This is a genomic window from Bradyrhizobium canariense (assembly GCF_019402665.1).
In the GTDB taxonomy this organism is placed as follows: domain Bacteria; phylum Pseudomonadota; class Alphaproteobacteria; order Rhizobiales; family Xanthobacteraceae; genus Bradyrhizobium; species Bradyrhizobium canariense.
The window spans coordinates 85377-107694 of record NZ_VSST01000006.1 but is presented as its reverse complement, the minus strand read 5'-3'; the positions used below and the strand labels follow the sequence as shown (position 1 = coordinate 107694).

Genomic DNA, 22318 nt, shown 5'->3' with positions numbered 1-22318 from the left:
AGATGCCAAAGCTTAGAATAGGAGCGCTGCCCGACGACAAACCGGTCAAGGTCACCACTGAACTTCCGGCATCAGTGCATCGGGATCTTGTCGCCTATGCGGAGGCCATGGCGCGCGAAAGCGGGCAGCGGATCGATCCGGCAAAGCTTGTCGCGCCGATGCTGGCCCGCTTCATGGCCACGGACCGCGGATTTGCAAAAGCGAGACGGGCCGGTCACGCCCCGGGTGTTGGCGGAGGCGAGGGATAGCGTTCTGCCAACAGATTGAGGAAACGCTTCAGAGCCGGATTCTGATTGTCTTCGCGCCAATGCGCATAGAAGTCCACCCGGCTTGGTCCCGTTCCGTCCTGCAACTCTCGGTACACAACGCCAGCGAAGCTTGTGCCAATATCCGATTCCATAGCCAGACTGAGCCCCATGCCCATACTCGTAAGACTCTTGATAATGCCGCGGCTTACGTCATGGCGCTCTACCTTGGGCCGATCGTCGGGTAGTACGAGCTTCGAAATCAAAAGATCCTCGAGCTCTCGTCCTGGATCATACTCACTTAGGAGGATCTTTTCGTTACGCAAATCTGTCCAATAGACGATCTCGCGTGCCGCCAAGACATGATCCTGCGGCAGCGAGATCAGGATGCGTTCGCTCCAGAGCAATAGTGATCTTGTGTCCTTTGAAGCCGGACGTCCAGGGCTAACGACAACGTCGACGGTTCCGTTACCGAGGGCAGTCATCAAACGAAAGCGTGAGCGTTCGATCGTTGCCAGTTCAAGCCCTGGTAGCAGCTTCTTGAGCTCACCTATCGTCGCTCGCAAATTGCCGGTGGACATGGATGTGAAGAAACCGACGACAAGATGGCCAGTATCGCCGCGGCCACCGGACCTTCCGGCATCAACGAGCATGTCGACCTGCTCCAGTATTAGCCGTGCAATGCGCAAAATTGCGCATCCGGTCAACGTAGGCTTGATACCCCCGCTTGAGCGCTCAAACAGTGAAGTGCCCACGAGGTGCTCGAGCTGACCGATAGCACGGCTGAACGCGGTGTGCTTGATTGAAAGCGCTTCCGCGGCTCGTCGAAAGCTACCGTAGTCACAAGCGGCGACCGCGAGTCGAAGCTGTTGCAGGTCAATAGCTCTCGCTGCGTTTCGCTGGTCGTTCCTGGTCTCAATTTCCGTCATGTTCATAGCTCGGTAAGCGAACCGCAAGATACCCGTCCCCGCTCTAGGCGGGGACGGGCATATCGTTTGTTGGCCTGGATCGTCCTATGCGGCCGCGGAGATTACTGGCGTCCAAAGGGCCGGTGCCGAAAGCCCGCCGGCTTTACGAAGGCTGGCCAGAGTATCGCGCGAAATCTCGAGGTAACCGGCCACGGCTAAGGTGTTGCCAATGGCGGAAGGATTGCCAATGCGCCGCAGGGGCCAACTGGCTCGTCGAAGGATTCGCTCAATACGGACGTCCGTGACGGTAACGATGTCAGTGAGTTGTCTTGAGAGTCCGAACTCGACCATTCCCGCAAATAGCTCGTAAGCAGCACGAGTAAGACCGTGATCTCCCTTCGGAGCATCGGCAGCAACATCGATTGCGAATCTACTACTTTCCCAAACGAGAGGAGTTGACGGCGCGGGTTGGTTTTCAAGAAGCGTAGGAAAGTTTCGCAAAGCATGGTCGGGCCGAGTGTGGGGAGAAGGCGTACGGAACCTTGCACCTGCCCGTTGTCACATAGCTGGACTAGGTAAGCGGGATGCAGTGCATCGAAATCGTCGATCTCCATGTCGCCGCTGGTTTGAACGTCCCATGCCATGCGATGTTTGAAAACGCGATATCGTAACCGATGCATTTCGGCGAGAGTTTCGGCGAACTGGCCATACAAGGACGGTGTGATTAGCTGAATCATAGTCCCTCCAAGGGGTGTGTACATCGTCACCTTTGGAGCGGATCACGGGTCTTAAGTCATTACCTGTAGTTGTAGGGGGCTGCGCCCCTAATTTTGCCCTTTTCTTTTCACGGCGGCTAAGCGGGCTACCGCTTGCACAATCGTCCGAACACCGAGTTTTTTCTTCGCGCCTTCTAGGTAGAAGGCAACCGTGTTGCGCGAGATGCCGAGAATGCATCCAATCTCCCAAGCGCTCTTGCCCCGAGCTGCCCACTCCAAGCATTCGAACTCGCGCGGGGATAGGCATGCCCCCTCTATTTCGTGTACATTTGCTAGCTTTCGGCGGGTATGAGCATGGAAATACATCGCCATAAGCTGAAGAACGCGTCCATGCGATTCAATGAACCGTTCGAATTGTGGGCGGCTCTGGTCAACGGCAAAGGTCAATGCAGCGATGGGGCCGTGGCCATCGTGAATGGGCACCGTAAAGCCAAACCGAATTCCGAATTCTGCGGCCTCTTCGAAAAGCCGATGCTGTGCTTTCGATGTGAACTTCGAGTTGAAATTAACCCCCATCGAAAGGGCTCGGGGTTTCGAAGAGCTTCTCCGATGACGGGATCAAGCACTTGATAATTGCTTCGTAGATAGTGTGCTACCCACCGCGATGGATATGTAGAGATTAGGCGCGGTTTGCCTTTGCTTGAGTGCTGGAGAGCTAGATAGGCAAAACACGATAGGTCCAAAGCGGTCGCTGTGTCCGCCATGGCTTTGGAGAAGTCTTGGAGATCTTCTGCGGTCGCTAGGAGATCAATGAAATTTTGAAAGATGCGGTGCATCGCTGCCAAGCAAGCCGTGCATGGTGCGAGAGCAGAGATCTCGCCCAATTCGTTGATTGTGCCCACAACAAGTGACCAAAGAGCCGCGCTTCGCGGCCAGTGAAGTCAGGGCAAAACGCTCTTGTACCAAACACCACAACGTCGTGTCTCGTACAGTTTGTCTTTGCCTATTCTCATAACGACCCCGGCATTTTGTGCCGAAATCGCAGCCGTCACCCCCAAAGCGCCGAATGTGATGCGGCTATGCAACTGGCCAGGGGCCTGCATGTGCCGGGACACTGCGTTGACCGGCCAGAAAGGCCAGTTTGCCGACCAAGCTGATCATCGACCAAGAGACTCGCCGGATCATCGACGGTGTGATCGTTGGCCCGCAGGCTGGCGACATGATCGGAGAACCTGTCCGGCGTTCGAGATGGGCGCCGATGCAATTGATATCAGCAAAACCATTCATCCGCATCCGACGTTCGGAGAAACAATAGGCCTTGCTGCCGAAGTACGAAGGTGTTTGCACGGATGTGTTGCCGGGAGCGAAGAGGTCGACCAAGCGCGCGAGCCACTAGAAATTCAAAACATGAGCCTGCATCAGGTGTCTCGCTGCCGATCGTTCATATGGGACCCGAATATGGCGGGAACTTCTCGGAGGGAGGTCAAGGTACCTTTGAGCGTTCAGGAGGAGGAATTTGCCGCGGCATGTCGATACGTCGTTCTGGAGAGAAGACCTGATCTAGCAGCATCCATCGTCATTGCAGACAGCCAGCTCAGGATTGGGAATGATCCGCATGTTCGGTCGCATTTGTAGAACTCGGTCTTGCCAGATTGGTGCGAGTTCTACATCTCGCAATCGAAGGCAAGGCGATGGCGCTGGAAAAAGTGCCTAGGCTCCTGTTCGACCTGTCGAGCTTCAGAAGAAAGACGCTCCGCGCGCTAGGTAGAGACGATCGAGGACAGTACCTCGGGAAATAGGCGCGATTTCGTCAGCGCGCGATTTAAAGGAATGGACACTCATCATCGCAACGCGAACCCAGGCAGTCATCCTCGGCAGAACCCTCGGCGATTGGGAGCTCTGAATTGCAAAAGCAGGTATGGCGGCGCGGGCATTGCGAGATCTGAGCCGGGCGATGAAATGAGCTGTTCTGGACGTGCGGAGCCTGGTGATCGGGACCCTTCAAGTTTCGCGCGCGCTTTTTGGTGCAGTCGAAATCGTACCTCGCGTCAAATGCCGAAAATGGCGCTGAGAGCTGCGGACTTCAGCACAAAATGCGGTCTGATGTGCACGATAGTATGCTGCCCGATGTCGTTCGTTAGATTTCCGCGATCGAATTCTGCATTCGGCGTTTGCGAAAGATATCCGATCTTTCGTTTCCTGCCTCTACTTGGCCCGGCGCGATCGGCGGGCCCTTTCTCAAGGTCTGGCTACATCTGGTGCCGCGGCGAAACGGCGCTATTTCGCGATTCTTGCTTGCGCTTACGGTAACAAACGCTAGTTGTTTCTATGCTCCGGACCAGACTACGAATCTAAGGAGCGGACGTTCGAATCGTTCCGGGCGCGCCATTCAGCTTTGCTCTCATTAGATTTTCTTGGCTCCGGCTGAACGCGTTACCGAGCGTTACCGTAGAACGTCCATGGTGTTTGGCGGTGCGTTGCGGTTTCCAACATTGACTTGCACCGTCGCAGTCGTTCCGACGATCAGGCGATCGACATCTTTGCGCGGGATGCGGACCCGAACCGGAATGCGCTGGGCGAGCCTGACCCAGGAGAACGATGGATTGACGCTGGCGAGCAGGCTTGACCCCAAACTTCGATCGCGGTCCTCGATTCCGCCAGCGATACTCTCGACCCGACCGCTCAGCGTCGTTCCGCTCATCAGCTTCACGTCAACGGCGTCACCGAGGTGGATCCGCGGGATCTTGGTCTCCTCGAAATAGCCTTCGACACGCACGGTGTCGATGTCGATCAGCGCCATGATGCCGCGCCCCGCGGCGAGATAGGTGCCGGGCCGTAAATCGAAATTGGTCACGCGGCCGTTCGCGGGCGCCCGGATTTCGGATCGATCGAGATCGAGCCGCGCGATCTGAAGGTCGGCCACGGCCTCACCATAAAGCGCCTTGGCTTGCAAATCCGTAGCGCGGATCGTCTCGCGCTGTTGCTGCGACACGACACCTTCGCTCAGCTTCTCGTATCGTGCGCGGTCGCTCGCTGCCTTCTCCGCGGCGGCTTCGCGGTTGGCCAGAGACGCCTCTGCTTGTTGGACGGCGAGGCGGAAACGGTCGGGATTCAGCCGCAGCAAGATATCGCCCTTGCGGACGACCTGATTGTCCCGGACCAGCACCTCGTCGACCAGCCCGGAGACATCGGCGGCAACGGCGATGATGTCGGCGCGGACGCGGCCGTCCCGTGTCCATGGCGCCGCCTCATAATGCTCCCACATGCCGATGCCGACCGGTGCCGCGACGCTCACCATCAGGACAGTGAGCATCATGCGGGGAAACATCGAACTCATCGTTGTCATAGCGGCAGCTTTCCCAGAACAGCGTAGAAGATCTTGGTCAGAATGACGAAGACGGCGAAGTCGAACAGCGCGGGGTGCCACGCATACCTTCGAATATGGACGCCGATGAATTTGCGGTTGGCCGCGGAGGCGATAAAGCAGGCCGCGAGCGCACAAGCACAGGCCAGCGCAAACGTCGGAACGTAGGCGCCGGCAATGGCGATTTCCTCGTTCATGGCATGGCCTTTCTGGACAAAGCATGAGCATCCGGAAACATCGTCCGACGCAGGCCGATCAGCGCGAGCGTTCGCTGCTGGCAGGCGGTCGTGTCTTTGCGCGTGTCGCACAGCGCGTTGTCGATCGCGGCCAGAAGGGCGCGCGCATCGTCAGGCTTCAGTTTCGCGTTGCCGCGGGCCAGCCAGCGGAATGCCTGCGACAGCATCGGCAGAAGCTGCTGGAGGCCAGGGTCGCTGCGCTCGTCCTCGTGCACTGCGGCTTGCCTGAGCGCGAGCAGATCGAGGCCGATTTGCAGCGCGGCCAAAGGACGGGCTTCCACCGCGATGTCCGTCGTCGCGCCAGCCAGCCGAGGGATCACCAGGCCGAATCGATCAAGCATGATGCTGGTCCATCTGGCGCGGCTCATCGGCCGCCGTGCAGCAGCCAGCCTCGCCAGATCGGACCAGCCGTGGCGCAGCAGACGCTGCGCCGCTCCCGATGCCGACAGTGAACGCAGCAATCGAATTGCGATGAACGCTGTGAGAAGTCCGATCATCGCAGCCGCATTGCTATTGATGAACAGAGCGAAGTCGGCGCTGAATTTGTTCTGGAGGTCGAGCGCGCTGATCAGTCCGAGACCGAGCGCCAGCGCCTTGATGAAATGCCGGGGATTGGCCTGCAGATAGCCGATCACCAGAAAGGTCGGCGCCAGCGAGAACACCAGCATCGGAAAGCCGGTGATGGCCGGGAAGATCACGAACAGGTAGATCGCGGCGATCGGCAGGCAGGCCAGCGTCCAGAGCGCGGAGCAAATCAGCGTTGGCGCGGGATCGTCGAGGCTGCTGTAGAGCGCCGCGGCGATGGCGGCGATTTGCGTGGCGACGCCGCCTTCCGGCCAGGCCGTCGTGATCCAGACCGTGCAGCAGCCGAGCACGGCGACGCCAAGAGCCACGACCGACAGAACGGCAAGGCCGGGATCGCTGTGCAGGCGTCGCCTCACGTGTCGATCCCGCAGGCTAGCTTGGCTCCAAATGGCAGGGTGAGCACCGCTGTGCAATGCGCGCGACAGGTTTCGCGCGGCAGCCAGCGCTTCGATCAGCGTGGCCAATCTGGCCGCGGTTCCGGCCTCGATCAGCCGATCCCATTCGCTGCGATCGTTGCAACAGGTCGCTTCGAACGATGTGCACTTTCTGATCAGTTCGTCGGAAGTGGCCGGTGATCGCTCTGGCGCACGTGTCCAGTCGGCGAGTTCAGACAGCAGGTGGTTCAACTCGGCCGAGCGCCGCTCTCCCAAGGCGGCGAGTCCGTCCTCCACCGACAGCAGCATCGGCAAGACCAATGCGAGCTGGTCCTGCACGGCACCGATGGCGCGCAGGTCCGGCTTGCTCGCGGCGGTGTCGTAGCGCAGGTGCGTCGACAGGATCTCGATTTGCGTGATGTCCGCAGCGAGCTTCCAGCGCCCCGTATTCGGTGCCTTGTCGACGCGCGCGCAGAGCACATCGGTGGTCCGGGCGAAGGCGTCCGACAATGCGGCGCAGAGGGATTTCAGCACAGGAGTAGTGACGTCGCGCGGGAACAGCAGGGTGTGCACCAGGGTCGCACAGCCGATGCCGAGCAGGATCTCCTCGACACGCGACAGCGCGGTCACAAATACCATCGCCGGAACGTGGACGCTCGAGAACGCGATTGTCGTCGCGGTGTAGCCTGCCAGCAGGAAAGCATAGCTGCGCGGCGTGCGGTCCTGCAAGGAGATATAGAGGCAGAGTCCGGCCCATGCGGTAACGGCAACCGACAATAACGCGGGTTGATCGACCAGGATCGGGACCAGCGCCAGCGCCGCGCAGGCGCCCAGCAATGTCCCGACAAAGCGGTAGACGGCGCGTGACCGAACCGCGCCGGCGAACGGCTGTGCGGTCAGATAGACCGTGAGCATCGCCCAATACGGCCGCTCCAATCCGAGCCGGAAGGCAAAATAGATCGCGAGCATTGCCGCGATGAAGGAGTTCGCCGAGAACAGCGCCCATTTCGGATCGAGCCGGCCGGGCGCTGCTGCTGCGAGAAGCCGAGACAGAAATGGTGAAGGCATGATGTGATCGTCCGTGAAGCACGGAGACCATAGGGTTTGCTGCGTCGAGAGAATTTCGTTATTCTGCCAATTAATTGCTAAAGGATGACAATGCGCGGCACGCTCTATCAGCACTATCGGCGGTTCGATCCTGACATTTTGGACCGTCCGATCGTGGCCGGCATGGTGGATACCCGGGAGCAGGAGGACGAACTGCCGGTTCATATCCATCGCAAGGGACAGCTCGTCCTCGCCCAGCGCGGCGGTGTGACGTGCGAAGTGCCGAGCGGCCTGTGGATGGTCCCGCCGCGCTGCGGCGTCTGGATTCCCGGCGGTATGCCCCACAGCAATCGCGTCAGCGGCAACGCCAGCCTGCTGTTTCTCTATGTGGACATGGATGCGGCGAGCGTGCCGCAGGAATGCTGCACGCTGTCGATCTCACCGCTGTTGCACGAGCTGATCCATCGGATGGCGACGCTGCCCCCGCTCTACGATCCCGACGGCCCGCCCGCGCGGATCGCCGCGGTGCTCCTCAACGAGTTGATCGCCATGCCGACCGAACGGCTGCATCTTCCGATCACGCGGAGTTCGAAACTGCGTATGATCGCCGATGCCTTGATGGACAATCCGGCCGACCGTAGGACCGTGGCGGAGTGGGCGCAAGCCGTCGCGCTCGGCGAGCGGACGCTGATGCGCATTGTGCTCGGCGAGACCGGCATGACCTTCAGTCGCTGGCGTCAGCAGCTTCAGATCATCGTCGCCATCCAGAAATTGTCTGCTGGCAACACGGTTCAGTCCGTGTCCGAGGCGCTCGGCTACGAGTCGGTGAGTGCGTTCATCACCATGTTCAAGAAGGCGCTTGGCAAATCGCCGGCGCGCTACTTCTCCGAGCGCGAGGCCGGCCAGGCTGGCCCGGGGGAGACCTGCCGCGAGACGAACTGCAAGCTTCGCCGGATGCCTGAGGTGCGGGACGCGCTTAATGGACTTTCGCAACGCGGATGGCTGGAGTTAGAGCGCTTCGTTTCGGACGATCTCGATGCCGAAGCCTGACAGTCCCTTGAAGTGATGCGTCGACGACGTGAGGTGACGGATGGAGCTGATCTTGAGATCCCGCAGGATCTGGGCGCCGACGCCGATCTCGCGCCATTGCCGATTACGGTCGTCTTCGCGCGAACTGATCGGGCCTAGCGGCGCAGGCGGAACGCCCGCCGCGCCGTCGCGCAGATAGACGAGCACGCCGCTGCCATTATCCTTGAAGCGTTGCAGAATGACGTTCATCTTGGCCTGTTCCTGACCCGAGAACAAATCGCGCAGGATGTTGGGTTTGTAGAAGCGCGTAAGGACGTTGGTGCCGTCGCCCAGTTCTCCGTAGATATAGGCGACGTGATGAATGGGGTCGAACGGCGAGCGATACGAATAGCCCTGGAGCGGGCCGATCGGGCTCTCCGCCGTGACGCTCGAGACGCGCTCGATCAGCGTCTCGCGGGCCTGCCGGAAGCTGATGAGGTCTGCGATGGTGACCTGTTTCAGCTTGTGCTTGTCGGCGAACGCCGCGACTTGCGGCCCCTTCATCACCGAGCCATCGTCGTTCATCAGTTCGCTGATGACGCCGACCGGCTCGAGACCTGCCAGTCTGCACAGGTCGACGGCGGCCTCGGTGTGACCCGAGCGCATGAGTACGCCCCCTTCTTTTGCGATCAGCGGGAAGACGTGTCCCGGCCGGCAAAAATCGCCGGCGCCGGCGTTGGGGTTGGCGAGTGCACGGCAGCACGAGGCCCGCTCTTCGGCCGAGATGCCCGTACCGTTATCCGGCCGGTAGTCCACTGACACGGTGAACGCCGTGGTGTGAGCCGAGTCGTTGTTGACAACCATCGGGTCAAGCCGCAGGCGTCTCGCGTCTTCGAGGGTAATCGGAGCGCAGACGATTCCCGATGTATGGCGAATGATGAAGGCCATCTTCTCAGCGGTACACCGCGAGGCGGCAACGATGAGGTCCCCTTCGCCCTCGCGATCGTCGTCGTCGGTGACCACGACGATTTCGCCGTCGGCGAGCGCCTGCAGGGCCGCTTCGATCACACCCGTCATCTCGGTCGCTCTGCTCGCTGGAACCGACGGGTGCTCGCGTTGGGTCTTGTGCGGATTGTCAGGCTCGCAGCGCCGCTCGAGCACTCTGCCGATCTTAACTTCACCATTATTGTCCAACTGGCCGGAGCGCATGGCGGGGCGCCTCATAGTCTTTCCACGCTGTAGCTGGGACGATTGGTGTCCAGCCCGATCGGCGCATCGGACAGCAAAGGACCAGTTGGGTCGTATCGGGGTCTTGGTGAGCGCTCCAGAGGGCGCGAGGGGTTGGCGCAAGCCTTGACGGTGACCGGCCGATTGGTGTCGATCGGCAGCACGGTCTTGTACGAAATGCGCTTGAGGGCCAGATTTGATCGAATGCTGCTGACGCCGGGGATGCGGGATAGTTTGTTGACAATCAGGTCTTCGAGATCTTCGATGTCGGCCGCCATGACGCGGAGCATGTAGTCGCTCTCACCGGTCATGAGATAGCATTCCATTACCTGGGCCAGCCGGTCGATGGATCGTGTGAAATTCTCGAGGGACGTCTGGACCTGCTTTTCCAGCTTGATCTGGATGAAAGCCGTTACACCAATGCCGAGCACGGCGGGATCGAGAAGGGCGATCCGTCGATCGATCACACCGAGCTTTTCGAGTGTTCTGACGCGTGCCAGACACGGCGACGGCGAGAGATTCACGCGTGATGCGAGCTCGACATTGGTCAAGCTCGCATTCTGCTGGAGCTCGTTGAGGATCTTGATATCTATTCTGTCGAGAGAGGTCGTTGACATCGCGTATCTCCCAATTATGGCAGTCTTCTGCAGCGCGTATCACCGTCGTTTGCGGGGTGATGACAATCGCGTGGTAAAAGCTAACCGCAATTGCGCTTGTGGGATTTCGACAAATCATCGACTTATATTGAAAAACCGTCAACCTTCGCATTGTGCATTGCGATCAGGAGGTTAGTTGCCTACTTCTGATACATTTTTTGCCTATGCGATATGCAGGCCGACGTTGATCCGCGGATTCGGTCAAGATGTAATGCCCGCCGCTCCATCGATTGGCTCCCCATGTCACTTGACGGGATGTGCAGCAGAGCTCGATGTCGAGAGCTGCCCTGTTTCGTACAACCGCCTGTCGTCGCGTGTGGCCCTGGTCCCACTTCGCTGACCACGCCGCGGGCGTTGCGTGAGACAAAAGGTTCGGCAGCAACGACGCCCACCCTCGTCAACCAGAAAATGGCAAAGATCGGCCGGATGCAGAGTTGGATCTAGCGACTCGACAAGTTGTTACAGCATAAAATGCTGATGAAGCTTCTGTGACAGGCGTTGTTCAAGCAGTAATGCTGAGAGGCTCGGGCGACTATCCACCCACGATCGCACTTGGGTAGCGACGGTTTGGATGTCGAGCGTGAAACTGAAGCAAGTCTATTTGACAGCGAACGATCCTGGACGCCTGGCCGAGTTCTACGAAGGCCTGGGTCTGAAGGTGCGCTTCGCTGACCCCGGCAAGTGGATCCAGTTCGTGAGCGATGCGGCTGCGTTCTGCGTCGCCGGACCGACGGAGTCGGTCTCGGACCAGCTGCAAGATGCCGTTCTTGTCTTCGATGTCGATGACCTCGAGGCCGCCATGGAGCGTGCCGCAGCCATGGGGGCGCAAGTCGGCGCAGTTCGGGACATGGCCAGTCACGGCCGTGCGGTGAAGGTGCGGGATCCGGGCGGCAACGTCATCCAGTTCTATCAAGCAGCCGGATAGCTCAGACGTTCACCGGGGCAGCGCTGCATGCCCGGACTCACAACCAGACAAAGAGGGCGCATCCATCCCATGAATCCAAGGGTCGTAGCCATGCCGTCCGCAACACCGCCGCTGTCCGAAACGAGCCCACTCGATGCCGCAGCATTCCGCGCTGCAATGCGCAGCGTGCCGGGCACCGTGTCGATCGTCACGGCAGGCCGGGCGCCGAACCGCCATGGTCTGACACTGACGGCGGGCTGCTCACTGTCGGCGGCTCCGCCCAGCGTGCTGGTTTGCGTCAATCGATCTGCCGGTGCGCACGACACCATTCTCAGCAGTCGGTCGTTCTGCTGGAATATTCTGGGGGTCGAGCATCGCGATCTGGCGCTCAAGTTTTCCGGGCAGGACGGCAGCAAGGGCGATATCCGCTTCGGCGACGGTTTGTGGTGCGATCTCAAAACCGGAGCACCGAGTCTGGTCGGCGCGGTCTGCAGCTTCGATTGCCGCGTGGTGAATGCTTACAGCGACAGTAGTCACACCATTTTCACCGGAGAAGTGGTGGCTCAGACCACGAGAGCCGGATGTGAGTCGCTCGTCTACATCGACGGATGTTTCGCCGCGCCAAAGGCGGTCTGAAACACAGACGACGTCAGGCGCCGCTACGTTTCCGCTACAGCCAAGATGGAGCCGATCAGCATGCAAGGAAGACGAAGACTTTCCATCGCGCATCCATCAGCGGTCGGTCGCTGATGCTGTCGCTCTGGCTCAATGTCATCGCCGGCGGGGTGCTCATCGGACTGGTTTACGGGCTCGTCGCGCTCGGTCTCACGATCATCTTCGGCGTCATGCGCGTGGTCAATTTCGCTCATGGCGAGATGGTCGTGTTCGGGATCTACATCGGATACTGGACCGTTCGAATTTGGGACGCCCCGATCTTTCTAGCCGCTGCGGTCGCCGCGGTCGTCATGTTCGTGTTCGGCTATCTGCTGGAGACGCTCGTCGTGAAGCGGTTCGTCAACCGGCCGCATCATTATCAGTTTATCGTCTTCATCGGCCTCTCACTGCTTTTCAGCGGCGTATTGCTGATGTCGTTCGGTCCGGATCCGCGGCCGACGGCGTCTCAGCTGTCCTTCCAGACCGTGAGCGTGGGACCGCTCACCTTGGATTGGGCCCGCATCCAGGCGGCCGCTACGGCCGGCCTGCTAATCGCCGCACTGGGAGCCTATCTGAAGTACTCCGCATTCGGCCGATCGCTGCGGGGCGCCGCCAATAATCGACTCGGCGGACTGGTGGTCGGGCTTAATATCCCTCGGGTCTATGCGGTGACCTTCGGCATCGGAGCCGCCTGCGCTGGCGTCGCCGGCGCATTGATCTCGCCGCTGTTCGATGCGCAACCCTATCTCGCCGTCGACTTCACGCTGCTGGCCTTCGTGACGGTGATCGTCGGCGGTCTCGGCAGCTTCGGCGGCGCTCTTCTGGGCGGCCTGACGATCGGAGTCGCCGAAGCGATCGCGGCCTTGATGTTCACGCCGTCGATGAAAACTGCACTCCCTTACGCGCTCCTGATAATCATCCTGATTTTACGTCCGAGGGGGTTTTTCGGTGCAAAGGACATCTGATCAAGCCAGCGACACCAAGCGTTGGGGCGCCGGCGCTCTGGTCTTCGCCGCCCTGGCCATGGTGGGTGGCATGTCCAACGCCTACGTCATCTCGCTTCTGACGATCGTCCTGTTGTTCACCTTCCTGGGACAATCGTGGAACCTGATGCTCGGGATCGGCGGGCAGCTATCCATCGGTCACGCGCTGTTCGTTGGAATCGGTGCGTATGCGGTGGCGATCCTGAACATTAAATACGGCGTCACCCCGTGGATCGGTCTGCTGCTGGGCGCGGTGATTGCGGGCTTCGTCGGCGCGGTGCTGGCGTGGCTGAGCTTCCGCTTCGAGGTCCGTGGCATCTATTTCGCGCTGCTCACGATCGCAGCCGCCGAATTCGCCCGGATCATGTTCGGCGGGTGGGACTATGTCGGCGGCATGCAGGGCCTGTTCTATCAGGCGCCGAGCGGCACGATGGACCTCGGGATGCTGCGCGGTGACGCGCGGTTTTACTACTTCGTCGCGCTCGCGCTTGCGGCCATCGGCGTCGCGGGAACGGAGCTGATCTCGCGGTCCTATTGGGGCTATGTCTGGCGGGCGATGCGGGACGACGACGAGGCCGCCCGCGCGCTGGGGGTGCGGACGTTTCGCCACAAGGTGCTGGTGGTCTCGATATCGGCCGCGACGGCCGCGATCGGCGGCGGCGTCCTGGGCCTGGTGCAGGGCGCGATCTTTCCGGATTCGATCATGGGCATGGCGATCTCGGTCGATGTCCTGATCGGCCCCGTGGTTGGCGGATTGGGCACTGCATTCGGCCCGCTGGTCGGCTCGATGGCCGCGATCCCGCTGCATCACGCCATGGGGGCGCTCGGCGACAGCCTGGGGCTCCCCGGACTGAACAGCGTCGCCTACGGGGCGGTGCTGATCCTGGTCGTGTGGTTTCTGCCCGACGGCATCTGGCCGGCGATCGTCCGGCTCTACGGGGCGATCCAGCTGCCGGCGCGCGGCCGGATCTCACAACTGCGGAAGGCCGAGGAATGACCGCGCTGCTCGAAGTGAAGAACTTGACCAAAGCGTTCGTTGGATTGGTCGCGGTCAATGACGTCAGCTTCTCACTGCAGGCAGGCCGCATCACCGCCCTGATCGGGCCGAACGGCGCCGGCAAGACCACCTGCTTCAATCTCGTCGCCGGGGCGCTGAGACCGACCGCCGGGCAGGTGTTGTTCGAGGGGTGTTCGCTCGAGCGCGAGCCGCCCGAAGCGGTGTGCCGCATGGGCATTGCGCGCACCTTCCAGATCGTCCGGCCGATGAAAGATATGTCGGTGCTCGAGAATGCCATGGTGGGCGCCTTCAGTTGGACGACGAACGTCAAGGAGGCGCGGGACAAGGCGTATGAGTCGCTCGAAAATGTCGGGCTCGCCGGCAAGGCGAATGCCCGGACGGATCAGTTGACGTTGCCCGATCGCAAGATGCTCGAGATGGCGAAGGCGCTCTCGACTCGCCCTAAGTTGCTGCTGCTCGACGAAGTGATGGCGGGGCTGCGTCCGACCGAAGCGGCCGGCGTCGTCGGCGTGCTGCACCGGCTCGCCGAGAGTGGACTGACGATCCTACTGGTCGAGCACGTGATGCGGATCGTGATGGAAGTGGCGTCGACCGTGGTGGTGCTTCACCACGGCGTCAAGATCGCCGAGGGCAAGCCGTCAGAGGTGGTAGCGGATCCTGCGGTGCTGGAAAGTTATCTGGGAGCCGGTTTCCATGCCTGACGACGCGCTTCTCGAAATCGACGACCTGTGCGTGGCTTATGACGGCTCCAATGCGCTGAACGGCGTGTCGCTCCGCATCGGCAAGGGTGAACTGATCTGCGTGGTCGGCGCCAACGGCGCCGGCAAGACCTCTCTGATCCGATCAATCGCGGGGATCGTGCCGTCGTCGCGCGGTTCCGTCAGGATCAACGGAGTCGAAATCTCGCGGCGACCGCCGTGGGACATCTGCGAAATGGGCATCGCTCAGGTCGCCGAGGGCCGCCAGATCTTCAGTGCGCTTTCCGTCGAGGACAATCTGCTGATCGGCGGCTCGCTGAAGCGGGCCAGGCACGACCTGGCAAATACGCTTGATTCCGTCTATCAGCTGTTCGGGCGACTTCGCGAGCGCCGCGACCAGCTCGCCGGCACGCTGTCCGGCGGCGAGCAACAGATGCTGGCGATCGGTCGGGCGATCATGTCGAAGCCAGAAATCGTGATGTTCGACGAGCCGTCGATCGGACTGTCGCCGGCACTGACCGATGTGATGTTCGGCGTCGTCAAATCCCTTAACGAGCAGGGCATCACGGTCCTTCTCGTCGAGCAGAATGTCGCCAAGTCGCTCGCGATGAGCAGCCGCGGCTATGTGCTCGAGAACGGCTCCGTGGTGTTGCATGGATCTAGCCGCGATCTGCTCGAGAACCCCGATGTCCAGCGCGCCTATCTGGGATTGTGAGGCGCGCCGTCTCGGCGAGGCGTCGGGCGTTGCGGCTCTCGTCGCGCCGCCGTTCGGTCCACCGCTCCCCGGCTGTTGCAGCCGCCTCTCGCTTGGGTCTCATTGATGAACACTGCCACTTCTCTCCTGATCGAGCGTGATCAAGACCTGGTCACGATCACGATGAACCGGCCGCCGGCCAATGCGCTGAATGCGCAACTCATCGTCGAGTTGCTGGAGGCGATCCGGCGCCTTGCCGACGACGAGAATCCGCCCGGCATCGTGCTCACCGGAAGCGGCGACCGCTTCTTCAGCGCAGGCGGCGACATCAAGGAAGTCGTCGGGATCGACGTCGCGAGGCCGCGCATCCGGTTCTTCCACGAACTCCTCGTGGCGATGGAGAACTATCCGGGCCCGATCGTCTGCGCCGTCCGCGGCTATGCGGTCGGAGGCGCCCTGGAGTTTCTGCTGCATGCGGACTATGTTGTGGCCGATGCGGTGTGCAAGATTGGATTTCCGGAAATCAACCATGGCCTGCTGCCGGTGACCAAAGGCATGCGCCGGGCCGTCGAGAAGCTCGGCGTGCGGGCGGCGCAAGAGCTGCTCTACTGGGGCGAGCTCGTCGGCGCGGAGCGCGCCGTGGCGATCGGCGCCGTGAATGAGATCGTCCCGACCGAGGAGGTCGCGTCCCGTGCGCGAGACGTGTGCGGCGTGTTGCGGCAGAAAGACCGCAAGCTGTTCCATGCCATCAAGCGATCGCTCAACCTCACCGCGCAAATGAGCGATCAGGCGCTCGAAAAAATGACCGTGGCCGACCTCGATGCCTATGTCACAGCCGAGAGCTCAACCAACGCGCGTGCGAGATTTTTGTCGAAGAACAGTAAGGGCTGAGCCGATGACGCGCGGATATCCCGATCAGATCTATCTGGAGCAGATGAGCCACGAGGAAGTCGCCGCGGCGCTGGCCGATGGGTGCACGACGGTAGTGATCCCGCTGGGGGCCGTCGAGCAGCATGGGCCGCATTTGTCTTTGGGCATGGATGCGGATCATGCCGATGCTCTGGCCGAGCGGATCGCGCGCAGCCGCGGCAACACGCTGGTGGCGCCGACCATCACGGTCGGCTGCTCGTCTCACCATCTGCCATTCGCGGGTACGATCTCGCTACGGCCGGAGACGCTGGAAGCGATTTGTGTCGATTATTGCACAAGCCTGGCGCGGCACGGCTTCAAGCGTATCCTGATTCACTCGGGTCACATCGGCAATTTTCCGGTCCTGAAGGACATGCTCGGTCGCTTGCGCGAGGCCGTCCCCTCGGATGTCGAGATCCTGGCGTTCTTCGACTCGACGAAATGGATCGACACGTGGCGCGATGCGGTGCGCGAAGCCGGAGGAGACGTGTCGGCCGTCGGCGGGCACGCCGACATCGCCGAGACGTCGCTGATGATGGTCATTAGGCCCGACAGCGTCAGACCGGACCGCTTCGAGGTGGGCCATCTTGGCGGCTTGTCGGAGGCTGATCTCGAGCTGATGTGGAAGAACGGCATCCGATCGGTTTCGCAGAACGGCGTGATCGGAAGTCCGATCGGCTCGAGCTACGCCATCGGCGAAGCGTGCCTCGCGGCGGTCGCCGAGTTGCTGATCAAGACCTTCGATAGCGAGGCCGGAGCCGCTAGCGCCCGCCGTTGACGGTCAGCCCGTCCGCTGCGTGGCGAAGCTTCCCGGGGCGTCTGCCATGTTGCGAATGCTGACAGCATAAAATTCGGAAAGCGTTACTACGCAACGCGGCTTTCGGGCGAAAATATCGCCACGCCTATGAAACCCTGTGCCATCTCGCAAGCTAAAAGGATTGAGACATGGCACTTACGTTTGGGTTCTGGTCTGAACAGGAAACCCAGGTCGGCCACAGTTACTCGCGCAGGCTTCACGAACTGGTCGACGAAGTCCGTCTGGCCGAGAAGGTCGGCTTCGACTGCGTCGCGCTCTCCGAGCAGCACGTGGCACTGGGCGGGATCTCGAGCTCGGCGCCCGAAGTGGTGTTCGGCTATCTGGCCGCGGTGACGTCGCGCGTCAAGCTGCGCGCGGCGGTGACGCTGATGCCGCAGCGCATCAATCACGCCTTGCGTTCGGCCGAGCGGCTCGCCGTGACCGACATCCTGTCCAACGGCCGCATGGAATTCTACGGCGGCCGCGCCAACACCACCATCGCGATGCGGGCGTTCAACGTCGATCCGAATGAAACGCTGGCGCAGATGGAAGAAGGACTGGCGCTGCTGAAAACGGCGATGCGCCAGGACATTTTCACGTTTGACGGCAAGTACTACCAGATCCCTCCGCGCCAGCTGGTTCCGAAGCCGCTGCAGAAGCCGCATCCGGTGATCGGGATCGCGGCGACCAGCGAGCGCAGTCATCTCTGGGCGGCCTCGCAGGGCTTCGCCGTGATGAGCAGCAACATCTATCAGGGCTGGGAAGCTCAGCAGAAGCTGATCGACGCCTATCAAAAGAACTGGAAGTGCGACGCGGAGGGACCGCTGCAGCGTCCGCGTATCGGCATTCCGCTGTTCATCGGCATCGGGAAAACGGACGAGCAGGCCAAGGCAGATTATGCCGGCCCGCTAATGCACTATGCCAAGATCTCGACCGATGCCTATCCGCGTCTCGCGGCGATTGCCGACGACTACAAATACATGGGGGAGAGCGTGCCGTCGATGGAGCGCGCCGCCAACGACTGGGACTATCTGGTCAACGAGTCGGCCACGACGGTGTGCGGCAGCCCCGATACGGTCATTCGTCAGATCGAGAAGTTCGAGGCCATGGGTATCGACGAGGTGCTGCTGCACATGGACTCTGTCCCGCACGAAAAGATCATGGAGGCGATCGACATGGTCGGTCGCTACGTCATCCCGCATTTCAACGACGGGAACAATGTCGTGCGGCCGACCGAGGAGATCCTCGGGCAGATCCGGCTGATGCGGACCCAGAAGCAGTAATCGAACGGTGAAATCAATGTCGCAATACGGCTACAAGTACCTGATCGTCGAGCAGCGCGCCACTGGCGTCGCGATCGTCACGATGAACCGCCCGGAGATCCTCAACGCGATCAACTGGGAGATGCACGAGGAGCTCGAAGACGTCTTCGTCAAGCTGGATCACGACAGTTCTGTCAACGCGATCGTTCTCACCGGTGCGGGCCGCGGATTTTGCTCTGGTGGCGATCAGAAGTCGCTGGATAAGGGAACGCTGCCGTCCCCGACGCGCAGCGGTCGCCACCTCATCCGCAACATGCTGGAAGTCGAAGTGCCGATCGTCGCGGCCGTCAACGGTGTCGCGGTCGGCCTGGGTGCCACGCTCGCGCTGTTCTGCGACGTGATCTATGCGAGCTCGACAGCCCGTTTCGCCGATACGCACGTCAATGCCGGCGTCGTCGCGGGCGATGGCGGCGCGGTGATCTGGCCGCTGCTGATGGGGCCGGTACGCGCGAAGCACTATCTGATGACCGGCGAATTCATCTCCGCCGAGAAAGCGGCTGCTATCGGCATGATCAACGAGGTGGTCGCAGACGGCAACGTTCTCGATGCCGCGATCGAATACGCCGAACTGCTGGCAAGCGGGCCGAAGGAATCGATCGTGTGGACCAAGTACAGCGTCAACAAGATCATCAAGCAGTACGCCCACCTGCTGCTCGACACCTCTGCGGCGCTGGAGATGTTGACGTTCAAGTCGCCCGAGCGGGCCGAGGCGGTTGCCGCATTCGCAGCCAAGCGCAAGCGTTTCGCGGAGCGCTGAGATGAACGTCGCTGAGATGACATCCGGCGCCCAGTTGGCGGATACGACCGTCGTGCAGCTTTTGGCCGCGCGACTCGCGGAGCGGCCCGACAAGATCGCCTTGCAACAAAAGCGTCACGGCGCCTGGACCGCCATGACGTGGGGCGCCTATGCGCAGCGTGTCGTGAACCTGGCCAGCGCGCTGCGGCGTGCTGGTCTCGAGCGCGGCGATCGGGTCGCGATCATGGGCGATTCGTCCGAGGAATGGCTGATCGCGGACATGGCCACGATGTGCGCCGGCGGCGTCATGGTGGGCGTGTACTTCACCTCGTCACCCGAAGAAGTGGCTTACTGCTTCACGGATTCAGGCGCGAAGTTCGCGTTCGTCGGCGGGGAGCCGCAGCTTCGCATCGTGCTCGCCTCCGGTCGGGCCGAGCAGCTCCGCGGCATCATCGTGCTCGACCTGGATTGGACCGGCGAGGCCTCGGCGTCGATCAAGTCGCTGGCCGACTTTGTTGGAGCACTCGATGTCGATGCGCATGACTATCTGCAGAAGGAGAGCGCGACAGCAAAGGCGTCCGATGTCGTCAGCATCGGCTATACGTCCGGGACGACCGGAAACCCCAAAGGCGCCATGCTGACGCACCTTTCCATTCTCGCCGGCGTTCATTGCATCACCCTGTTCGGCCCCAGCATGCGCGAAGAGGAGCACCGGGTGGTCGTGCATTTGCCGATGTCGCACACCGTGGCGCGCGGGCAGGCAACCACGTTGCCGCTGATTGCCGACGCAGTTCCATATTTCGGCGAGACGACCGCGGATTTCGCCCAGACGATCAAAGAGGTGAAGCCGACCTACTATATGGCGCCGCCGCGGTTCTACCAGCGCTTTGCGACACAGATCCTCAGCAAGGTGCATCCCGCCGGGGAAGCGGGAGATCAGAACTACACGCTCGCCATGACGATCGCGCGCAGGGCGCTCGAAGACCGTCAGCGCGGCCACGAGGATGCCTTCGTCTCGAAACTGTTCGCGGCCTGCCGCGAGCAAGTGTTCCTACCGCTGCTCGCGGAGGTCGGTTTCGACGAGCTGAAGGTCGCGTTCACCTCGTCGGCGGCGATGCCGTCGGAGCTGATGTCGCTGTGGCAGTTGTGGGGCTTGCAGCTCAAGGAGTGCTACGGCCAGACCGAACTGGTCGGTGCCAATCTGGTGCAGATGGCGGAGTGGCCGAAGGCCGGCAACGTCGGGGTCCCTCTGCCGGATCCGGCCTGGGAAACCGCCGTGCTCCAGGACGGCGAGATGATCGTCCGTGGACCGGGATTGTTCGCGGGCTATTGGAACAAGCCGGACGAGACGAAAGCGGCGCTTCGCGACGGCTGGCTCTACACCGGCGACATCGTCGAAGTGTCGCCGGAAGGAACCTTCAAGCTTGTCGACCGGAAGAAGGAGATCATCAACACGTCGAATGGCAAATCGATCAGCCCGACTCAGATCGAAAACGAGCTGAGGCACAGCCCGTTCATCTCCGAGGCGGCTGTGATCGGCGAGGGGCGAAAATATCTCACCGCCCTGATCGAAGTGGATGCCACCGCCACAATGGACTGGGCGAAGTCGCGCGACGACAAGATCGCGAGTTACGCGGACCTGGCAGGCTCCGAGATCGTCAACCGGCTGATCGAGGCGGAGATCGGCAAGGCCAACGGAAGGCTGGCGCGAGCCGAGCAGATCAAGGCGTTCCGCATTCTGCCGGAGGAGCTGTCGCTCGAGAACGGCGTGATGACGCCGACGCGGAAGAAGCGTCGCAAGCAGATCAACGAGCGCTATCAGTCGCTGATCGCGTCGCTCTACGACGAATCCGAGGAGAAATTGATCAAGGCCGAGATGGGCCTTTGACGTCGGCGGTCGCTCCTCAAACGTACGAAACCACTAGTCGAGAAAGATTTCACCCCTTAGCAACAGGACATTGAGATGACCAAGCGAAGCGGAATCACGCGGCGGACGATTGTAGGAAGCGGATTGGGAATTGCGGCAGGCCTGGTATCTAGGCCATCGTTTGCGGCGAACACGAAGGTGAAGGTGGGAGCGATCATGCCCAGCAGCGGCGTGCTGGCGTTTCCCGGTCAAGCCTGCGTGCGCGGCATCGATCTCGGCGTCAAATTCGCGCGTGAGAAGTTCGGCCTCGACATCGAGATCGTTCACGCCGATACGCAAAGCCGTCCGGAGAACGGTCGGATTGCCGCCGAGAGCCTGATCCGGCAGGGCTGCACCGTGCTGATCGGCGCGTGGGATTCCGGCGCCACCATTTCGGCGTTGCAGGCCTGCGAGGCCGCCAAGGTGCCCATGGTGGTCCACATCGCGAGCGCTACCCAGGTGACTTCGCAGGGCTTCACCCAGGTGTTCCGCTATTATCCCACGTCGCTGACCATCGTGCGGCAATCGCTGACCGAGCTGAAGTCCGTGCTCGGCACGCTGAAGGATCCGCCGAGCAGCGCGGTCGTTCTCCATCTCAACAACACGATGGGGCAGTCGACGGCGGCCAGCATCGATCAGGCGTGGAAGGAAGTGGATGTTCCGCTCAAGATCGCGCAGTACATTGCCTATGACGAGAAAGCGAAGGATCTGTCGGTAGAGGTCGCCAAGGCGAAAGCGTCGGGTGCCGATGCTTTGATCTCGGTCACGCGCGTCAACGACGCGATCATGATCGCGCGCGAATGCATCAAGCAGGGCTGGGACCCAAAGATGGTGTTTTCGCCCAACTCCAACGGCGTGTCGGACAAGGCGTATCACGACGCGCTCGGAAAGTATGGTGACGGTCCGATTCTGTCGGCGTTGTGGCTCAATCCCAAGGGCGCCGAGACCGACAAGATCGTGAAGATGTTCGCGGCCGACTACCCGGATGACTGGTTCGATGCCAATGCGGGCTGCGCGTTCGAGGCGGTGCAGATCGTCGCAGACGCCGTGACGCGGGCGGCGTCGCCGGAGTCGGCGGCGATTCACGGCGCGCTCAAGAAGACCGACATGAAGCCGATCCTGATGTACGGCGACAACACCAAGTTCGACGAGACCGGCCAGAACATCCACTGTTCGATGGTGATGCTGCAGGGTTTGAAAGGCAGGCCGCGGGTGGTGGCTCCAAAGGCCATTGCGGAAGTGTCGCTCGAGTATCCGCTTGCGCCTTACAGCAAACGCTGACGTCGTTACGGGCGGCCCCACGAAAGCGTCGTGGGGTCGCGGTCGTCAAAG

At 61.3% G+C, this 22318-nt stretch carries 20 protein-coding genes and 3 pseudogenes; 15 read left to right on the top strand and 8 right to left on the bottom strand.

The features are described from left to right. Nucleotides 1-2 precede the first annotated feature (2 nt). Complete coding sequence (locus FXB41_RS02885) at nt 3-248, top strand: DUF2274 domain-containing protein (protein WP_007594481.1); 246 nt, start codon at nt 3-5, stop codon at nt 246-248. Here FXB41_RS02885 and FXB41_RS02880 read toward each other — a convergent pair. From FXB41_RS02880 to FXB41_RS42135, 3 genes and pseudogenes are all read right to left on the bottom strand, one after another. Then, a complete protein-coding gene (locus tag FXB41_RS02880; RefSeq protein ID WP_219679326.1) occupies nt 215-1174 on the bottom strand; it encodes a LysR family transcriptional regulator in 960 nt (319 codons plus the stop codon). The genes FXB41_RS02885 and FXB41_RS02880 overlap by 34 nt on opposite strands. 84 nt (nt 1175-1258) lie before the next feature. After that, nucleotides 1259-1890 (bottom strand): annotated as a pseudogene (locus FXB41_RS02875) (acyl-homoserine-lactone synthase). An 87-nt stretch (nt 1891-1977) separates the two neighbouring features. Then, a pseudogene (locus FXB41_RS42135) lies at nt 1978-2705 on the bottom strand (LuxR family transcriptional regulator). A gap of 311 nt (nt 2706-3016) precedes the next feature. Here FXB41_RS42135 and FXB41_RS40455 point away from each other — a divergent pair. After that, nucleotides 3017-3265: pseudogene (locus FXB41_RS40455) on the top strand (oxidoreductase dimerization domain-containing protein); the annotation flags it as partial. 1047 nt (nt 3266-4312) lie between these two features. Here FXB41_RS40455 and FXB41_RS02860 read toward each other — a convergent pair. The 3 genes from FXB41_RS02860 to FXB41_RS02850 are packed head-to-tail and all read right to left on the bottom strand — an operon-like array spanning nt 4313 to nt 7496. Then, a complete protein-coding gene (locus FXB41_RS02860; RefSeq protein ID WP_219679322.1) occupies nt 4313-5215 on the bottom strand; it encodes an efflux RND transporter periplasmic adaptor subunit in 903 nt (300 codons plus the stop codon). After that, a complete protein-coding gene (locus FXB41_RS02855; RefSeq protein ID WP_219679320.1) occupies nt 5212-5430 on the bottom strand; it encodes a DUF1656 domain-containing protein in 219 nt (72 codons plus the stop codon). The genes FXB41_RS02860 and FXB41_RS02855 overlap by 4 nt, the downstream gene beginning before the upstream one ends. Continuing rightward, the gene (locus FXB41_RS02850) at nt 5427-7496 is read right to left on the bottom strand and encodes an FUSC family protein (protein ID WP_219679319.1); all 2070 of its coding nucleotides are present in this window, start codon (nt 7494-7496) and stop codon (nt 5427-5429) included. Before FXB41_RS02850 ends, FXB41_RS02855 begins: the two co-directional genes overlap by 4 nt. A 90-nt stretch (nt 7497-7586) precedes the next feature. On the opposite strand from FXB41_RS02850, the gene FXB41_RS02845 reads away from it, so the two are divergent. Then, nucleotides 7587-8525: an AraC family transcriptional regulator gene (locus tag FXB41_RS02845; RefSeq protein WP_219679317.1), complete on the top strand. Its 939-nt coding sequence runs from the start codon at nt 7587-7589 to the stop codon at nt 8523-8525. Here the strand turns inward: FXB41_RS02845 and ribB are convergent. Together ribB and FXB41_RS02835 are read right to left on the bottom strand one after the other, a co-directional pair. Continuing rightward, nucleotides 8484-9560, bottom strand: a complete 1077-nt coding sequence (ribB, locus tag FXB41_RS02840; RefSeq protein WP_007594472.1) for a 3,4-dihydroxy-2-butanone-4-phosphate synthase — start codon at nt 9558-9560, stop codon at nt 8484-8486. The two genes, FXB41_RS02845 and ribB, sit on opposite strands and share 42 nt — an antisense overlap. Nucleotides 9561-9703: 143 nt before the next feature. Then, the gene (locus tag FXB41_RS02835) at nt 9704-10261 is read right to left on the bottom strand and encodes an Lrp/AsnC family transcriptional regulator (protein ID WP_245285907.1); all 558 of its coding nucleotides are present in this window, start codon (nt 10259-10261) and stop codon (nt 9704-9706) included. A 676-nt stretch (nt 10262-10937) separates the two neighbouring features. On the opposite strand from FXB41_RS02835, the gene FXB41_RS02830 reads away from it, so the two are divergent. The 12 genes from FXB41_RS02830 (at nt 10938) to FXB41_RS02775 (ending at nt 22267) form a co-directional block, all read left to right on the top strand. After that, nucleotides 10938-11291 carry a VOC family protein gene (locus FXB41_RS02830; protein ID WP_007594462.1) on the top strand — a complete coding sequence of 118 codons (354 nt, stop codon included), beginning with the start codon at nt 10938-10940 and terminating at the stop codon, nt 11289-11291. 156 nt (nt 11292-11447) lie between these two features. After that, nucleotides 11448-11906: a flavin reductase family protein gene (locus tag FXB41_RS02825; RefSeq protein WP_246648545.1), complete on the top strand. Its 459-nt coding sequence runs from the start codon at nt 11448-11450 to the stop codon at nt 11904-11906. Beyond that, nucleotides 11879-12889: a branched-chain amino acid ABC transporter permease gene (locus tag FXB41_RS02820; RefSeq protein WP_246648543.1), complete on the top strand. Its 1011-nt coding sequence runs from the start codon at nt 11879-11881 to the stop codon at nt 12887-12889. The genes FXB41_RS02825 and FXB41_RS02820 overlap by 28 nt, the downstream gene beginning before the upstream one ends. Further along, the gene (locus FXB41_RS02815; RefSeq protein WP_007594458.1) at nt 12873-13904 is read left to right on the top strand and encodes a branched-chain amino acid ABC transporter permease; all 1032 of its coding nucleotides are present in this window, start codon (nt 12873-12875) and stop codon (nt 13902-13904) included. The genes FXB41_RS02820 and FXB41_RS02815 overlap by 17 nt, the downstream gene beginning before the upstream one ends. Further along, entirely contained in the window at nt 13901-14626 is a 726-nt protein-coding gene (locus tag FXB41_RS02810; protein WP_007594457.1) for an ABC transporter ATP-binding protein, read from the top strand. The genes FXB41_RS02815 and FXB41_RS02810 overlap by 4 nt, the downstream gene beginning before the upstream one ends. Next, nucleotides 14619-15338, top strand: coding sequence for an ABC transporter ATP-binding protein (locus FXB41_RS02805; protein WP_007594456.1), 720 nt, complete (start codon nt 14619-14621; stop codon nt 15336-15338). Before FXB41_RS02810 ends, FXB41_RS02805 begins: the two co-directional genes overlap by 8 nt. A 105-nt stretch (nt 15339-15443) precedes the next feature. Next, a complete protein-coding gene (locus tag FXB41_RS02800) occupies nt 15444-16208 on the top strand; it encodes an enoyl-CoA hydratase/isomerase family protein (protein ID WP_148754957.1) in 765 nt (254 codons plus the stop codon). Between the two features lie 4 nt (nt 16209-16212). Then, nucleotides 16213-17004: a creatininase family protein gene (locus FXB41_RS02795; protein WP_007594454.1), complete on the top strand. Its 792-nt coding sequence runs from the start codon at nt 16213-16215 to the stop codon at nt 17002-17004. A 167-nt stretch (nt 17005-17171) separates the two neighbouring features. Continuing rightward, nucleotides 17172-18305 (top strand): LLM class flavin-dependent oxidoreductase, encoded by a 1134-nt coding sequence (locus tag FXB41_RS02790; RefSeq protein WP_007594451.1) that lies wholly within the window; start codon nt 17172-17174, stop codon nt 18303-18305. A gap of 16 nt (nt 18306-18321) precedes the next feature. Continuing rightward, on the top strand, nt 18322-19101 hold the full coding sequence (locus FXB41_RS02785) for an enoyl-CoA hydratase/isomerase family protein (protein ID WP_007594449.1): 780 nt from the start codon (nt 18322-18324) through the stop codon (nt 19099-19101). 1 nt (nt 19102) lies between these two features. Then, nucleotides 19103-20968, top strand: coding sequence for an AMP-dependent synthetase/ligase (locus tag FXB41_RS02780; protein WP_007594447.1), 1866 nt, complete (start codon nt 19103-19105; stop codon nt 20966-20968). A gap of 75 nt (nt 20969-21043) precedes the next feature. Next, the gene (locus tag FXB41_RS02775) at nt 21044-22267 is read left to right on the top strand and encodes an ABC transporter substrate-binding protein (protein WP_219679313.1); all 1224 of its coding nucleotides are present in this window, start codon (nt 21044-21046) and stop codon (nt 22265-22267) included. Nucleotides 22268-22318 lie beyond the last annotated feature (51 nt).

Excerpts from the sequence above, each read along its gene's own strand:
- FXB41_RS02775 (WP_219679313.1), top strand. The coding sequence starts at position 21,044 with ATGACCAAGCGAAGCGGAATCACGCGGCGGACGATTGTAGGAAGCGGA.
- FXB41_RS02820 (WP_246648543.1), top strand. The coding sequence starts at position 11,879 with ATGTTTCGCCGCGCCAAAGGCGGTCTGAAACACAGACGACGTCAGGCG.
- FXB41_RS02780 (WP_007594447.1), top strand. The coding sequence starts at position 19,103 with ATGAACGTCGCTGAGATGACATCCGGCGCCCAGTTGGCGGATACGACC.
- FXB41_RS02790 (WP_007594451.1), top strand. The coding sequence starts at position 17,172 with ATGGCACTTACGTTTGGGTTCTGGTCTGAACAGGAAACCCAGGTCGGC.
- FXB41_RS02805 (WP_007594456.1), top strand. The coding sequence starts at position 14,619 with ATGCCTGACGACGCGCTTCTCGAAATCGACGACCTGTGCGTGGCTTAT.
- FXB41_RS02830 (WP_007594462.1), top strand. The coding sequence starts at position 10,938 with ATGTCGAGCGTGAAACTGAAGCAAGTCTATTTGACAGCGAACGATCCT.
- FXB41_RS02860 (WP_219679322.1), bottom strand. The coding sequence starts at position 5,215 with ATGACAACGATGAGTTCGATGTTTCCCCGCATGATGCTCACTGTCCTG.
- ribB (WP_007594472.1), bottom strand. The coding sequence starts at position 9,560 with ATGACGGGTGTGATCGAAGCGGCCCTGCAGGCGCTCGCCGACGGCGAA.
- FXB41_RS02785 (WP_007594449.1), top strand. The coding sequence starts at position 18,322 with ATGTCGCAATACGGCTACAAGTACCTGATCGTCGAGCAGCGCGCCACT.
- FXB41_RS02850 (WP_219679319.1), bottom strand. The coding sequence starts at position 7,496 with ATGCCTTCACCATTTCTGTCTCGGCTTCTCGCAGCAGCAGCGCCCGGC.
- FXB41_RS02810 (WP_007594457.1), top strand. The coding sequence starts at position 13,901 with ATGACCGCGCTGCTCGAAGTGAAGAACTTGACCAAAGCGTTCGTTGGA.
- FXB41_RS02855 (WP_219679320.1), bottom strand. The coding sequence starts at position 5,430 with ATGAACGAGGAAATCGCCATTGCCGGCGCCTACGTTCCGACGTTTGCG.
- FXB41_RS02795 (WP_007594454.1), top strand. The coding sequence starts at position 16,213 with ATGACGCGCGGATATCCCGATCAGATCTATCTGGAGCAGATGAGCCAC.
- FXB41_RS02885 (WP_007594481.1), top strand. The coding sequence starts at position 3 with ATGCCAAAGCTTAGAATAGGAGCGCTGCCCGACGACAAACCGGTCAAG.
- FXB41_RS02845 (WP_219679317.1), top strand. The coding sequence starts at position 7,587 with ATGCGCGGCACGCTCTATCAGCACTATCGGCGGTTCGATCCTGACATT.
- FXB41_RS02825 (WP_246648545.1), top strand. The coding sequence starts at position 11,448 with ATGCGCAGCGTGCCGGGCACCGTGTCGATCGTCACGGCAGGCCGGGCG.
- FXB41_RS02880 (WP_219679326.1), bottom strand. The coding sequence starts at position 1,174 with ATGACGGAAATTGAGACCAGGAACGACCAGCGAAACGCAGCGAGAGCT.
- FXB41_RS02800 (WP_148754957.1), top strand. The coding sequence starts at position 15,444 with ATGAACACTGCCACTTCTCTCCTGATCGAGCGTGATCAAGACCTGGTC.